The organism is Maribacter sp. BPC-D8 (assembly GCF_035207705.1).
In the GTDB taxonomy this organism is placed as follows: domain Bacteria; phylum Bacteroidota; class Bacteroidia; order Flavobacteriales; family Flavobacteriaceae; genus Maribacter.
Map to the genome: position 1 here is coordinate 229,608 of NZ_CP128187.1, position 14,284 is coordinate 243,891.

Sequence of the window (14,284 nt, forward strand, 5' to 3'; positions counted from 1 at the left end):
GAATTGTAGCCCTAGTCTAATGATTTAAGGTACCGGTATTTACAATAGGTGAAACATCTTTATCTGAACATAGAACGACCATTAGGTTGCTGACCATTGCAGATTTTCTTTCGTCATCTAAATCTACCAAATTCTTTTTACTCAATTCTTCTAAAGCCATTTCTACCATACTTACGGCACCTTCAACTATTTTATGTCTTGCAGCAACAATGGCTGTGGCCTGTTGTCTTCGCAGCATGGCATTTGCAATTTCTTGTGCATATGCCAAATACCCGATGCGTGCTTCAAGTACTTCTAAACCTGCCATAGAAAGGCGCTCTTGAAGTTCTTTCTCAAGCGCTTCACTTACTTCGTTAACGCTAGATCTTAGTGTAATATCTTCATCAAGTCCTTCATCTGCAAAATTATCATAAGGGTACATACTTGCTAGTTTTCGAACTGCGGCATCGGTCTGTACACGTACAAAATTTTGATAATCATCAACATCGAAAGCAGCTTTATAGGTGTTGGTAACTCGCCAAACAAGAATGGTACTGATCATTACTGGGTTACCCAGCTTGTCATTAACCTTTAATCGTTCGCTATCAAAATTGCTAGCTCTTAATGAAATTCTTTTTTTAGTGTATAAAGGATTCGCCCAAAACAGACCATTCTCTTTAATTGTACCTACGTACTTACCAAATAGAAGTAAAACTCTTGAGCTATTCGGATTCACCAGTACAAACCCTGCACACATAAATAATGCGGCAAAAATCATAAAGGCACCAACATAGATTCTAAGAAGTGCAATACCCCCAACTAACAGTACTAAGGCGACAAAAAGCATTATGTAGCCATTTTGTGCTTTGTGAATTTTCTCTACTTTCATAATTTATGATATTAAAATGATATCATAAATATATCAAAATAAATAACACCAATTACGATTGAGGTAAAATTTGACTGAAAAATCGATTATCCATTAAACTTTTTGTTCTTCTTTTTATTCGGATTTTTAAAGAGACGTTTAAAGAATCCGTCACGTTTAACAGGGTCGCAATTCAATGCCTCTAATACGGAAGCAGAAGGTTTCGGAAAATTTGTTTTGGTGTAGGTATCAAAATCTTTGTCTTTGTTCAATTCTTGCATCCATAGTGCGAATAGGGGTAGAGCGGCATTTGCACCTTGCCCAATACTTGTATTGCTGAATCCGATTTCATGTTGGTCAAGACCTACCCAAGTAATATGTACTAGTTTCGGCGTCAAGGCAACAAACCAAGCATCTTTATTATTTTGGGTAGTACCGGTTTTACCCGCAATGTCATTTTTGAGTCCGTATGTATTTCGAAGTCTAGCAGCCGTTCCAGAATTAACCGTAGATTTCATCATTTCGATCATAATTTGACTAGTTTCTTTCGAAAAGGCAGCTTTTTCATTCAATTCGGACTTAAATTCAACCAAAACGGAGTCTTTATGATTAGAGATACCTTTAATTAAATTCGGCTGAATATGCTTGCCATTATTCGCATAACTGGTATAAGCTTGCGCTAAATCAATAATTTTAATTTCACCAGTACCTAAAGCAATCGAAGCTTCTTTGGGTAATTTATCTTCTATACCCATGTCTTTGGCCATTGTCAAAACATTGTCAATACCCGCTTGCTCCAAAACTTTTACAGCGATAGTATTGATGGAGTTACTTAGACCTTCTTCCATTGAGTAGTTGAGGTACGCTTCATCTTTATTGCCTGAATTAGAAGGTGACCACCCTTTTAGATTATCATATTCAATTTCTTCGGCAGAAAAATAAGTACATGGCGAAACACCTTGTTCTACAGCAGAGGTGTATACAATGGGTTTGAATGTAGAACCAACTTGGCGTTTACTTTGCGAGATATGATCATACTTATATTGTTCAAAATTAATACCACCGATCCATACCAAAATATCTCCATTAGTAGGGTCTACAGCTAGAGAACCAGTGTTTAAAAATTTGGTATAATGCTGAATACTATCCATAGTACTGGCAGTAATTTCTTTATCGCCGTCCCATGAATTAAAAATCCTCGATTGTTTGTCATTAGATAAGCTATCTATAATTTTCGCATGCGACAAGCCCGATTTCTGTAGTTTTTTATACGTAGATGTTCGCTTGGCTATTTTTTCCATCAAATTCTTATCCTTTAACCAAGGTGCATTCGATCCATAACTTTTTTCAAAACTATGCTGCAGTTTGGTCATGTGTGCTACCATGGCTTCTTCAGCCAATTTTTGCATTTTGTAGTTTAGTGTAGTATAAATTTTTAATCCCGATGTATAGATGTTGTAATCTGTATCATCATTTTGCTCGGCAATCCATCGTAGCATTTCTTTACGAACCTCTTCTCTGAAGTAAGGCGCAATTCCGGCATTGTAGTCAAATTCTCTATAGTCTAGATTAATACCTTCTTGAGAATATTTTGCGACCTGTTCTTCTGTAATAAAATCATTGTTATACATAGCACGCAATACCAAATTACGTCTGCCCAAACTTTTTTCAGGGAATACTCTTGGGTTATAGCCATAAGTAGCTTTTAGCATACCCACTAAAGTAGCGGCTTGGGTAGCGGTTATATCTTTAGTGCTAGAATTGAAAAATTTAAGAGCGGCGCTTTCAATACCAAAGGTGTTATCACCAAAAGAAACGGTATTTAGGTAATTGGTAAGAATCTCGTCTTTCGTGAAAATCTTCTCTAGCCTTTTGGCGATGATCATTTCTTTCACCTTATTGACTATTATATTGGTCTTATTTCGCTCTTTTCTAGGGTAGAGATTTTTAGCTAACTGTTGCGTAAGCGTACTACCGCCGCCAGAAGAGTTGTCGCCCAAAAGAACTGTTTTAAAACCGACTCTAATTAAACTTCTAATGTCAACACCAGAGTGTTCGTAAAAGCGCTCATCTTCAATAGCAATTAATGCGTATATTAAATCTTCTGGAAAATCTGTAAAAGCAACAGGTTGCCTGTCGTACAAATAATATTTACCGATCAATACACTATCTGCCGAATAAACTTCAGAAGCCATTTGGTATTGAAAATTAGAGAGTTCTTTTTTAGAGGGAATTTTACCCCATAAACCTATGTTAACACTACCAATAAATATGATGAATATCGCAAAAAGAGCTAGTATGCCTAAGCCGATTATTTTACGAATGCTCAATTTTCGTTTAGATGATTTTCTCCTCTTCTTCTTCATGTACGCAAGTTCAGATATAAATTTAATCTTACCAAGTTTTAACAATACCTTAAAATATGTTGTACTATTTTTGGATAAAATTTTAGTGATGAAGAATTGTATTATTTTATTGTTTTTGGTAACGAATTTCACCTTTGCAAATGATATGTATTGGTCAAAAACTGGGCATAGAGTTGTTGGTGAAGTAGCTGAACAACATTTGAGTAAAAAGGCAAAACGTGCCATTGAAAGCTTGTTAGACGGAGAAAGTTTAGCAGCCGTAGCCAATTTTGGCGATGAAATAAAATCTGATCGTGCCTATCGCAAATTCAGTGCGTGGCATTACGTAAATATTCCTTTTGGTAAAACTTACGCAGAAATTGAGAAGAACGAATATGGAGATTTGGTACAAGGGGTTAATACCTGTTTAGAAATTATAAAAGACGAAAAGAGTAGCAAAGAGGATAAAGCTTTCTATTTAAAATTTCTAGTTCATTTAATTGGAGATTTGCACCAACCTATGCATGTGGGTAGAGGAGAGGATAAAGGCGGTAATGATATACAACTACAATGGTTTGGTAGTGGCACCAATTTACATAGAGTTTGGGATTCTAATATGATCAACGAAAACGGAATGAGTTTTACAGAGCTCGCTACTGAATACCCAGAAATGTCTAAAGCGCAAATTAAATTTTTACAAAGCGGTAGTTTACTTGACTGGGTAGAAGAATCTCATTTATTGGCAGAGAAAGTTTACGCATCGGTAGAGCCTGGCGAAAAACTAAGTTACCGATACAGTTATGACTGGTGGGATACTGCTGCCGATCAATTACAAAAAGGCGGGGTTCGCCTTGCTGCAGTATTGAACGAGGCATTTAAATAATTATCGTTTAGATATTTTATTACCGCTAATGTTGCGTTGTCTAGAACATCTAAAACGGTCCATTTCATCGGATCTTAATTTAGCATGTTTTGTGGCGCGACCTTGAACACGTTTACGCCACATTCTAAAACTACTTGGTTTCATTTCGCGACGCATGACCTCGATAGTCTCTTGTTCACTAATACCAAATTGAAAAGTAATGGCTTCAAATGGCGTACGGTCTTCCCATGCCATCTCAATAATACGGTCTAATTCTCTTTCTGTAAATTCTTTAATCATAGCGGTATAAAGATAATACATGATGATAAATAGTAAAGAACACGTATCCGTTTTTTTATAACTCAAACGAATAGAGCAAAAAAGAAAGCTTCCAAAATGGTAATTGAATACACCATCTGGAAGCTTTAAAATTTTGATACTATATATAAGGTATAGCTTTTACACCAAAACATTCTTTAGTTCATTACGGTACTCCGACGGATTTTGCCCTGTAAATGCTTTGAACGATTTATTAAAGTGAGAGAAGTTATTGAATCCGCATTCAAAACAAACCTCTGTAATACTCATTGGTTTTTCTGCCAAAAGTTTAGAGGCATGTACTAAACGATACTCGTTAACGAACTGTATGTAGGTTTTATTTGTAATTTTTTTAAAGTACCTACAGAAAGAAGGTATTGTCATGCTTACCATAGAAGATATCTCTTCTAGCGTCAGCTCTTCTTTAAAATTATTTTTAACGTGATTGAATACGATATTAATACGGTCATTATCTTTTACATCGGTAGTAAATGAAAATCCTTCCGCATTCAATAATCGCATATCTTCTGAATTTCCTAATTCATTCAATATATTAAGGATAGAAAGTAACCTTTGAAAATCGGTCTGATATTCTAAAACCTCCATTTTGTCTCCTATTTTTCGTTTTGTCTTACCAGAAAAGGCAATTCCGCCACTAGCGCTATTAAACAAGCTCGCTATTTTCTTCATTTCAGGAAGATCAAAGAAATCAGGTCCTAAGAAATCTAACTTCATCTGAACAACCGTTTCGCTAGTATTACCGGTAAGGGCATCTGTAAAGCCGCAATGAGGTAGGTTGCTACCTATTAATATAAGGTCACCGTTTGTATAGTAAGATACATGACTACCAATTTGTCTTTTACCAGACCCACCGTTTACATATACTAATTCAAGTTCTGGGTGGTAGTGCCAAAGATTATTTTTGTTCAGCTTATGTTCATCAAACTTCTGATATGTAAAAGAATGACCGAAATCTGGCTTTATGGCTTCAAATGTAGGTTTTTGCTTTACCATGTTATTTTGGGTTTATACTATAAAATTAAACATCCTATTTTGTATGTTCTTTGCAAAATTAACCAAAATATGTGGAATTTTAACCAAAGGGTAAGAGTGAATATGTAAGGTGGTTAAAATAGCACATAAATTGGGAAAATATGATGTAGTGAGCGCTTTATAACGGCTGTATGTTTGCAGAGTAAATTATCATTAACCCTTAAAATAATTTATTATGAAAAACCTAGTAAAATTCACAACAGTTGTTGCCTTTATGTTAGCTACAGTAGCAGGCATGGCAAGAGAGCCGAAATTAAACCTATTATCTGCAGGTAAAGCCAAGAGTGTGGTTTTGACAATGGATGCATCTATTAATGGTGTACAGGTTAAGTTAATGGATTCTGATTTAAATGTTATTTATTCAGAAAAAATGACCGAAGGTCAGTTTAGCAAGAAATTAAATCTTAAAGATTTGGTAGACGGAGTATACTTCTTATCTGCCGATGATAATATGACAGCATATTCATATACAATCGTTTTAGATAACGATAATGTGAAAATCGTAGAGTCTGATGAAGAGATCAAGCCTTTCTTTAGAAAGACTGATAATATGATCTTCATGAACTATTTAAACTTAGATAGAGCAGATTTGTCTATCAAGATTTACGATACAGAAAGTAGAACAGTATTTACACAAGAAGTAGCAGATGAGTTGATTGTTGAGAAAGCATTCAATTTCACAGATGCTTTTCCAGGAACGTACACGGTAACCGTGAAGTCTGCTGGTAAAACATATACTGAAGAGTTTGTTGTTAATTAAGTTGATTTAAGTTGATTTTAAGAAGGGGACGGGAGCGTCCCCTTTTTTGTTTTCTATACTTTCAAATACATGAAAGCCCAGTACATTAATGCAAATTGTATTGGCAACCTTAATAGTAATAACCATTTCGGAAAACCTGCACTTGCCTTTTCGCTAGACAACATATAAAAGTGTACTAATAAGAATACCGCAAGCATGGCTATAATACCATAAACAGCAATTGCTCTTGTAGGTTCAAAAAATAAACCGAAACCCAATAAAATTTCTGCCACACCACTTAGTAAAACAAGCGGTTTATGAAAAGGTAAATACCTTGGCATAATTCTAAGATATACCTTAGGTTTAATAAAATGCATAATGCCCGCAAAAATGTAGATTGCGCCCATTAGATATAAGTGCCAAGCATTTGTCATAAATATTTTTTATGTAGTTACGCTTTTGTGTTCGCGTTGATCCAATTCATTATTTGTTCTTCAAGTAACGCTAATGGTACACAACCAAGTTCTAGCACCTTTTCGTGAAAAACTTTAATATCAAAATCTTTACCTAGACTAGCTTCAGCTTTAGCACGAAGTTCCATGATTTTCAGTTGACCAATTTTATAGGATAATGCCTGACCTGGGTTAGCCATATATCTTTCAATTTCCGCAGTAATACCAGCTTCAGACTCTGCTTCATTATCTAAAGAATACTGAATAGCTTTCTCTCTAGACCATCCTTTTGAATGTAAACCGGTGTCTACCACCAAACGAACGGCACGGTGCATTTCAGCTCCCAGCATACCGAAATATTGATAAGGATCCGTGTATAGGCCTAATTCTTTACCTAAAGATTCGGTATACAAGGCCCAACCTTCACCATAGGCGCTATACCAAAGTGTCTTTCTAAATTGTGGTAAATCTTCATTTTCTTGAGTAAGCGAAACTTGAAAATGGTGACCAGGTATTGCTTCATGCAAGAATAAATCTTCATCAGAATACGTATTATAAGAATTTACATCTGGTATGGGAACATAAAATATACCAGGTCTGGTACCATCTAAAGAACCAGGGTTATATTCTGCACTAGCAGATGCTTCTCTAAAAGCCTCTGTACGTCTTACCTCAAAAGGTGTTTTAGGTTGTTTGCTGAATAATGCATTTACCTTAGGCATCATTTTTTTATGAATAGCGTTGAAATTATCGACTACCTCTTGTGGATCTTTAAAAGGCATCAATTCTTTTTTGTTACGTACTTCTGTGAAGAATGCTTTTAAGTCACCTTTGAATCCGACCTGTTTTTTAACAGCTTCCATTTCAGCACTAATTCTAGCCACTTCTTTTAATCCTATTTCATGGATCTCTGCAGCCGTCATATTTGTTGTCGTATACAACTTAATTTGATGAGCATAGTACGCATCGCCATCTGGTACGCCCTGTATGCCGCTAGTTTCTCTACCCGCATTTAAATATTCGGTAGCCATAAAATCATGCAATTCTTTATATGCCGGAATAATTTTATTGGTAATAACAGCTGTATAAACTTCAGTTAATCTTTGCTTATCAGCATCAGAAAAATCAGCTGGAAAGTTTTTAGTAGGAGTATAGAATAAGTTTTCTTCAAGTTCGGTGTTAGCAACACTTGCCAGTTGCGGTAATACCTTTTTGATTAGAGATTTCGGTAATACATTTTTAGCCTTAATACCCGCTTCCATTTTAGATTTAGCGGAGTGTAACCACACTTCATAATCTTCTAAACGTTTGCTCCAGTTTATATAATCATCAGTAGTCTTAAAAGGTTGTGCACTAGTGCCACCAGCTAACTGCCCCATCATTAAATTCGTCGACCACATTTGATCTATCGGCGTGTACTGCTCAAAAGCTAGTCCCTCTAAATTGACTTCGCATTCCCATTTTAAAATAGCTTTAGACATGAGCTCACTTTCAGAAAGTTGTGCATTGTCAAATTTCTCTGCTTTTTCTAAATAGGTTTGGTAGTAGTTGACCAGTTCTTTCTTGTAACTATCAGATAGAAAATTTGGCAAGGTATCATTGTATCTATTATCACCTTGAGAAGTGGCATTTAACGGATTCAGTTTTAATCCGTCATCATAATAATGCGCCAATAGTGTGATGAAACCAATATTGTGAATAGTTGGGTTTGTTGAAATCTCTGCGTTCGTCGTTAGTTGAGCCTGAGTATGCAGCCCAGCAGTTAGGGCAAGAAGTATAATTAGCTTTTTCATTAAATTGAGTATTATAATTAAGATAGGTATTTCTTGAATCTGTCCTTTTTGTATTGCGGTACAGCTTCGTTGGTCATGAACAGTTCAAGCAAATCTTTAGATTTTTCTTTTGCGAACATCAATTCATAAAATTGTTGAGCCGTAAATGTATTTTCAGATTGCTCAACTAATATCATTTCATCACCAGCAGATACAAGACCTTCTTCTAGTATTTTTACGTAGGTACCTGGGTGATTATGGATAATAAATTCTTTAAGTATTTTTTGTGTACCAAAGCGAATGCCTAGTTTATAGCAAGGCTCGCGTGGCTGAGAAACTTGCACAAGAGCTTTACCCAGTTTATAAATATCGCCGACACGAATTTTAGATTCATCTAGACCTTCTACGGTAAGGTTTTCACCGAACATTCCCCAGTCCCATTCTAAATTTGGGTAAAGGTTTTTCCAATAATTATAGTAATCGGCAGAGAAAAGATAACAGGCTTTGTTGGTGCCACCATGGTGCACACGATCTATAACAGTGTCATTTTTGACATCATTTTTAGTAAGAAATAAACTTTTAGAAGTTGGGTATTTAAAGATACCGGTTTGTTCTGTTGCGCCGTTCCATTCAAAAGATACTGCGTCACCTATGTTTGTTGAAATCACCTTCATATGGTGAAGATAAAAAAAGCACAAGTATTTCTAGTAAAAGGTTTATCTAAACTTTAAGCAACTATTATGAAATCGAGTATTAAAACTGTTTAATACCTATTTATTAAAGCTGATAATTGTCAAATTCCTATTTCATCGATGGTTTGCGTATTTCTCAATTCGAGGTTATAGAATCTAGTTGAATGCTTGTGTTTTGAATATTTGATGGTTCTCTGTTTTCTGGGAAATACCAGAAGGGGATGGTAACTAAAACTTTCTCAATGGTCTTAGATTTTGGGTTCATTGGATTCTCTTTAGTAAGGCCTGTTATGGTCAAAAAGTGTTTTCCCTCATCTAACTTTTTAATATTTAAATAGGTTTCAAAGCCTAATCTTTCTTTAGTATTTGAGCTTATTATAAAATCACTTTGGTATTGATTTGAATCTATTTTAATAGTGTAGATTTCATTTACTGTTTTAAGATATTCTTTTAAATTTAATGAATCTTTTATTCCAGCAGCATCATTTAAGCCTCTTTTAAAATCAATGGTTAATGAAGATTGAAAACCTCTTTGGTCTTCTTTGGGTTTTAGGGTGTTGTTTTTATCAAATATATAATCTTCTATTTCTTCATTATATATTAAGAAAAGAGGTAGGTACTTAGTTTCAATAATTTTTGAAGGTATTGAGGCTGCGTTGATAAATTTCCCTTCTTCGATTGATAAATTATCATAGTGCTCACTTAATATCTGAAATTCAGAAGAATCATTTGTAGAATTCACATAATTCGAATTTCGATATTGTAACGAAGAAACAGTAACGATTATAAGATATACAGGGAGTATTATAAAACTTAAGCGTTTGCCTAATTTGTTATCTAAAAAATTATATGCTAAAGGTCGATATAAAAAGGATAACGTTAGTTTGCTGAATACCCAGTAAATAGGAAAATATATTGTTGACGTCCATTTTTTCTTTTTCAAAAATCCTTGACCTAAAAAGTCAATAAAAACTACTAACGATGACAAGACAAAAGGTATTACTAGTGCTATAATTAGGGTTCGTATCGCCCATTTTGGAAGAAAAGTAAGAAGTTCGAAACTTTGAGTAATTAAAACAAAACTAAATGTTACGGTAAAGAATCCGATAACATAAAAAATCATTAAAAATGAAGCTGCAAAAATGATACTACAATAGGTTTCGAGGTTGGCTATATATTGATCAAAAGAGCCAACTTTTCTCTTTAAGTAAGATGTGAATTTTTCAGAATAATTAAGAGTTTGATAATTGATATCCCCAGATACATACCTTAAGCCTATTGCGCCTATCCATAGCCCTCTTAATAGTACATGTACGACCAAGTTGAAAGTAAATATTTGACAGCATATAAGAATAATGGCCCATATTATTCCAAATTGATCCGATTCTGTAACAGAGCTTGCTGCGGCTTTTAATTCTAAAGGTTCATTTGCAGCAAATAATCCATAAATAGCAAAACCTGAAATAATCAATTCTAATTGCCAACTTTCTTGTTGTAATTTATCAAGTAGCTTTTTGAAATTGACGCTTCGGTAGTTAGTGCTCATTTAATTCTTAGTTTCTATGCTGAAAGATAACAACATTTAACAAAAAAGCCACTACAAAAAATGTAGTGGCTTTTGGATTTTTTTTGAAAGGAAGATTGGTTTAATTTAATGATGTAGAATCTATTAGAATTTCATTTTTATTTTGATGTGAGCTATTCAAAGGAAAATACCAGAAGGGTATAGTGATTAGGGTATCTCTCTCAAAAACTCCTTTCTCCTTCTCGTCGGGACCAAGTATCCTTAAAAAATGTTTTCCTCTTGGTAATTCATTTATATCTAATATGGTTTCAAAACCAAACTGTTCTTGTTTGTTTTTAGTTAAATTAAAATGATTGATTTGTTTTTTTGAGTCTATTTGAAGTTCAAAAATAGAATCGAATATTTTCAAATATTTAGATTGAATTTCAAGATTGTCTACTGGTGTAACGTGAAAATTAACTAAACCTGAGGCTGACTGCATATTAGATAAATGAAAGCCAAAGCCCCTTTCATCTTCTTCGGGTAAAAGAGTAGAATCATTTTTAAAAACAGCATCTTCCATATAATTAGTGTAGCTTATAAATATGGGTAAATAAGATTTTTCTATAATTTTAGAAGGTATTGAGGCAAAATTCACCATATCTGTATCTTCTAATAATTGGTCTTCATAGTTTTCTTTACCTGTAAACTGTTGCGAAGTATTTTGGTCATGGTCAAGATAGTTGGATCGTAACGTACCAAAACCGGAAGAAAAAAATGAAACAATAAAATAAGTGGGCACCATTAAAATACCGATCCACCGTGCTTTTTTTTGATCTAAGAAATTATATACTAAGGGTCTGTATAAAAACGAAAGTGTAATGTAGCTAAATACCTTATAAATGGGATAGTATATTATTGATGTCCATTTGTACTTTTTTAAAATACCAGCGCCTAGAAAATCAATCAATAATAATAGGATACTAAATCCGTAAATAAAAATGAAACTCCCTTTTATAAATTCATAAAGCGTTTCAGAAGTAGATTTGATTATTTCAAGATAACTTATAGTCACAGCTAAAACACCTATGACCATAAAAAATGAAATCAAATAGAAAATCATTAAGAAAGCTAAGGCAAATAAGGTGCTACAAATATTCTCAAGTCTAGAAATATAATGATCAAACGATCCTACTTTGTTTTTTAAGAAAGATGTAAATTTTTCAGAGTAGTTTAAATTTCTATATTCTATATCTCCAGATACATATCGTAACCCAATAGCGCCAATCCATAAGCCTCTTATGATAACGTGGGTTAATAAAACACCTATTAAAATGAGCATACTAGTTAAAATTGTACTCAACATGAAACTAGGTGTAACTGCCTCTTTTTGAATAGATTTTAAGTATTCTAATTCTATAGAATCATAACCAGCTATTAATCCATAAATGGCAAACCCAGATATAATAAGTTCTAGTTGCCAACTTTCTTGCTGCAGGTTATCCAGTAGTTTTTTAAATTTATTACTACGGTAGTCGTTCTTCATTTGGTCAATGGTTTCTCGGTTGAAAGATAATAACATTTAACAAAAAAAAGCCACTACATTTTTTGTAGTGGCTTTTTCAAAATTATAAGAAATGGAAATTACTTCACCATCTCGTAGCTACGTTTAATAAACTCGGTTAAAGCTTTACCTTTAAGTAAGCCTTTAGATAACTTTGCCAAGTCAAGTGATTGATTGATCAATCGCTCTTTTTTCTTCGCTGTCTTTGTATTTAAAAACTCACTAACCAATGGGTGATTTGTATTTACAATCAAGTTGTACATGTCTGGCATAGAACCCATACCGAACATACCGCCGCCACCGCCGGTTTGTTGCATTTCTTTCATACGACGCATAAACTCAGGCTCAGTAATCGTGAACGGAGAAGAATCGCTATCCATAGCTTCTAATTGAACCGTAAAGCTTTTATCTGTAATAGCTTCTTCCAATTCTTTCTTCAAAGTCTCTTTTTCTTCTTCAGATAATTTAGAGATTTGAGTTTCTTCTTTCTGGATTAGTTTGTCAATATGGTCAGCATCTACACGAGCAAAAGAAATATTCTCTTTAGAACTTTCTAGCTTCTGCATTAAGTGACCGATAATTGGCGAATCTAATAACAATACTTCATAACCTTTAGCCTTCGCAGTTTCAATATAACTGTGTTGTGCTTCTTTGTCAGATGCGTAAAGAATAACTGTTTTTCCGTCTTTATCTGTTTGCGTATCTTTTATTTTCTCTTGTAGTTCTTCAAACGTAAAGTAAGAACCATCTACTGTTGGGTAAAGGGCAAACTTATCTGCTTTGTCAAAGAACTTATCTTCAGAAAGCATTCCGTATTCAATAACGATTTTAATATCGTTCCATTTTGCTTCAAACTCGGCGCGATCATTTTTGAACAGTGAGCTCATCTTATCAGCTACTTTTCTAGTGATATAAGAAGAGATTTTCTTAACGGCACCATCAGCCTGTAAATATGAACGAGATACGTTTAAAGGAATATCTGGAGAATCGATAACACCACGTAACATGGTCAAGAATTCTGGTACAATACCTTCAACATTATCAGTTACGAATACCTGATTTTGGTACAACTGAATTTTATCTTTCTGCTGATTTAAATCGTTAGACAGTTTTGGGAAATATAGAATACCAGTAAGGTTAAAAGGATAATCTACATTTAAATGAATATGGAATAAAGGCTCTTCGAACTGCATTGGGTAAAGCTCTCTGTAAAAACTCTTATAGTCTTCTGGCTTTAAATCCGTAGGTTGTTTTGTCCACGCTGGGTTAGGGTTGTTAATGATATTATCAACCTCTTTCGTTGGTGCAGGATCTTCTTCTTTTGCGCCTTCAGGTTTTGGTAAGGTTTCAGTCCTCATTCCGAATTTGATCGGAATAGGCATAAACTTATTATACTTACTTAAAAGCTCGTTTATTTTACCATCTTCTAAAAACTCGGTAGAATCATCTGCAATATGAAGAATGATTTCTGTACCACGAGTTTCTTTTTCAGCTGGTTCCATTATAAATTCAGGCGAACCATCGCAAGACCATTGTACTGCAGGTTCATCTTTATAACTCTTGGTAATGATCTCTACTTTATGGGCAACCATAAACGCAGAATAGAACCCAAGTCCGAAATGACCTATGATACCTGAATCTTTAGCAGAGTCTTCATATTTGTTCAAGAACTCTTCAGCGCCAGAAAATGCTACTTCGTTAATATACTTCTTAACTTCTTCTTCTGTCATACCAAGACCTTGGTCAATGATATGCAGCTTCTTACCTTCTTTATCAACTTTAACCTCTATAATAGGGTTACCATATTCAACCTTAGCCTCGCCAATAGTGGTCAAGTGCTTCATTTTTAAGGTTGCATCGGTTGCATTCGAAATCAACTCTCTTAGAAAAATTTCGTGATCACTGTACAAGAACTTCTTGATCAGTGGAAAAATGTTGTCTACGGACACATTAATTTTACCTGTTGCCATTTTTATATTTTTTATGCCACAGTTAGTGCGGCCATTATTAATAATGATTGTTCGATGCTATTGGTCAAAAAAAATACCACAATAGCTTATTGTGACAAACTGACAGTTTACTGCCTTTAAAAGTTTAACATATATTTTTGTTTATGAAATATTGAAAAAAGTTAAA

12 protein-coding genes are annotated in these 14,284 nt (G+C 34.2%); 2 read left to right on the forward strand and 10 right to left on the reverse strand.

What is annotated here, in order from left to right; genetic code table 11:
- Window positions 1-16: 16 nt before the first annotated feature.
- Window positions 17-868, reverse strand: coding sequence for an SPFH domain-containing protein (locus tag QSV08_RS00915; protein ID WP_324025749.1), 852 nt, complete (start codon window positions 866-868; stop codon window positions 17-19).
- An 86-nt stretch (window positions 869-954) separates the two neighbouring features.
- On the reverse strand, window positions 955-3,213 hold the full coding sequence (locus QSV08_RS00920; protein ID WP_324025750.1) for a transglycosylase domain-containing protein: 2,259 nt from the start codon (window positions 3,211-3,213) through the stop codon (window positions 955-957).
- An 88-nt stretch (window positions 3,214-3,301) separates the two neighbouring features.
- Here QSV08_RS00920 and QSV08_RS00925 point away from each other — a divergent pair, with 88 nt between their 5' ends.
- Entirely contained in the window at window positions 3,302-4,075 is a 774-nt protein-coding gene (locus QSV08_RS00925; protein ID WP_324025751.1) for a S1/P1 nuclease, read from the forward strand.
- On the opposite strand, the gene QSV08_RS00930 is transcribed toward QSV08_RS00925, so the two are convergent.
- Window positions 4,076-4,354, reverse strand: a complete 279-nt coding sequence (locus QSV08_RS00930; protein WP_027067827.1) for a TIGR03643 family protein — start codon at window positions 4,352-4,354, stop codon at window positions 4,076-4,078.
- A gap of 159 nt (window positions 4,355-4,513) precedes the next feature.
- Window positions 4,514-5,386: an AraC family transcriptional regulator gene (locus tag QSV08_RS00935; RefSeq protein ID WP_324025752.1), complete on the reverse strand. Its 873-nt coding sequence runs from the start codon at window positions 5,384-5,386 to the stop codon at window positions 4,514-4,516.
- Window positions 5,387-5,600: 214 nt separating this feature from the next.
- Here QSV08_RS00935 and QSV08_RS00940 point away from each other — a divergent pair, with 214 nt between their 5' ends.
- Window positions 5,601-6,185: a hypothetical protein gene (locus tag QSV08_RS00940; protein ID WP_324025753.1), complete on the forward strand. Its 585-nt coding sequence runs from the start codon at window positions 5,601-5,603 to the stop codon at window positions 6,183-6,185.
- Between the two features lie 53 nt (window positions 6,186-6,238).
- On the opposite strand, the gene QSV08_RS00945 is transcribed toward QSV08_RS00940, so the two are convergent.
- The 6 genes from QSV08_RS00945 to htpG form a co-directional block, all read right to left on the reverse strand.
- Window positions 6,239-6,598, reverse strand: coding sequence for a MauE/DoxX family redox-associated membrane protein (locus tag QSV08_RS00945; RefSeq protein WP_324025754.1), 360 nt, complete (start codon window positions 6,596-6,598; stop codon window positions 6,239-6,241).
- A gap of 17 nt (window positions 6,599-6,615) precedes the next feature.
- The gene (locus QSV08_RS00950) at window positions 6,616-8,409 is read right to left on the reverse strand and encodes a DUF885 domain-containing protein (protein WP_324025755.1); all 1,794 of its coding nucleotides are present in this window, start codon (window positions 8,407-8,409) and stop codon (window positions 6,616-6,618) included.
- Window positions 8,410-8,426: 17 nt separating this feature from the next.
- Window positions 8,427-9,062: an MOSC domain-containing protein gene (locus QSV08_RS00955; protein ID WP_324025756.1), complete on the reverse strand. Its 636-nt coding sequence runs from the start codon at window positions 9,060-9,062 to the stop codon at window positions 8,427-8,429.
- Between the two features lie 154 nt (window positions 9,063-9,216).
- Entirely contained in the window at window positions 9,217-10,626 is a 1,410-nt protein-coding gene (locus tag QSV08_RS00960) for a hypothetical protein (RefSeq protein ID WP_324025757.1), read from the reverse strand.
- Between the two features lie 100 nt (window positions 10,627-10,726).
- Window positions 10,727-12,130, reverse strand: coding sequence for a hypothetical protein (locus QSV08_RS00965; RefSeq protein WP_324025758.1), 1,404 nt, complete (start codon window positions 12,128-12,130; stop codon window positions 10,727-10,729).
- 98 nt (window positions 12,131-12,228) lie between these two features.
- A complete protein-coding gene (gene htpG, locus QSV08_RS00970; RefSeq protein ID WP_324025759.1) occupies window positions 12,229-14,118 on the reverse strand; it encodes a molecular chaperone HtpG in 1,890 nt (629 codons plus the stop codon).
- Between the last annotated feature and the right edge of the window lie 166 nt (window positions 14,119-14,284).

Coding starts and splice junctions, on each gene's coding strand:
- QSV08_RS00915 (WP_324025749.1), bottom strand. CDS start 868: ATGAAAGTAGAGAAAATTCACAAAGCACAAAATGGCTACATAATGCTT.
- QSV08_RS00920 (WP_324025750.1), bottom strand. CDS start 3,213: ATGAAGAAGAAGAGGAGAAAATCATCTAAACGAAAATTGAGCATTCGT.
- QSV08_RS00925 (WP_324025751.1), top strand. CDS start 3,302: ATGAAGAATTGTATTATTTTATTGTTTTTGGTAACGAATTTCACCTTT.
- QSV08_RS00930 (WP_027067827.1), bottom strand. CDS start 4,354: ATGATTAAAGAATTTACAGAAAGAGAATTAGACCGTATTATTGAGATG.
- QSV08_RS00935 (WP_324025752.1), bottom strand. CDS start 5,386: ATGGTAAAGCAAAAACCTACATTTGAAGCCATAAAGCCAGATTTCGGT.
- QSV08_RS00940 (WP_324025753.1), top strand. CDS start 5,601: ATGAAAAACCTAGTAAAATTCACAACAGTTGTTGCCTTTATGTTAGCT.
- QSV08_RS00945 (WP_324025754.1), bottom strand. CDS start 6,598: ATGACAAATGCTTGGCACTTATATCTAATGGGCGCAATCTACATTTTT.
- QSV08_RS00950 (WP_324025755.1), bottom strand. CDS start 8,409: ATGAAAAAGCTAATTATACTTCTTGCCCTAACTGCTGGGCTGCATACT.
- QSV08_RS00955 (WP_324025756.1), bottom strand. CDS start 9,062: ATGAAGGTGATTTCAACAAACATAGGTGACGCAGTATCTTTTGAATGG.
- QSV08_RS00960 (WP_324025757.1), bottom strand. CDS start 10,626: ATGAGCACTAACTACCGAAGCGTCAATTTCAAAAAGCTACTTGATAAA.
- QSV08_RS00965 (WP_324025758.1), bottom strand. CDS start 12,130: ATGAAGAACGACTACCGTAGTAATAAATTTAAAAAACTACTGGATAAC.
- htpG (WP_324025759.1), bottom strand. CDS start 14,118: ATGGCAACAGGTAAAATTAATGTGTCCGTAGACAACATTTTTCCACTG.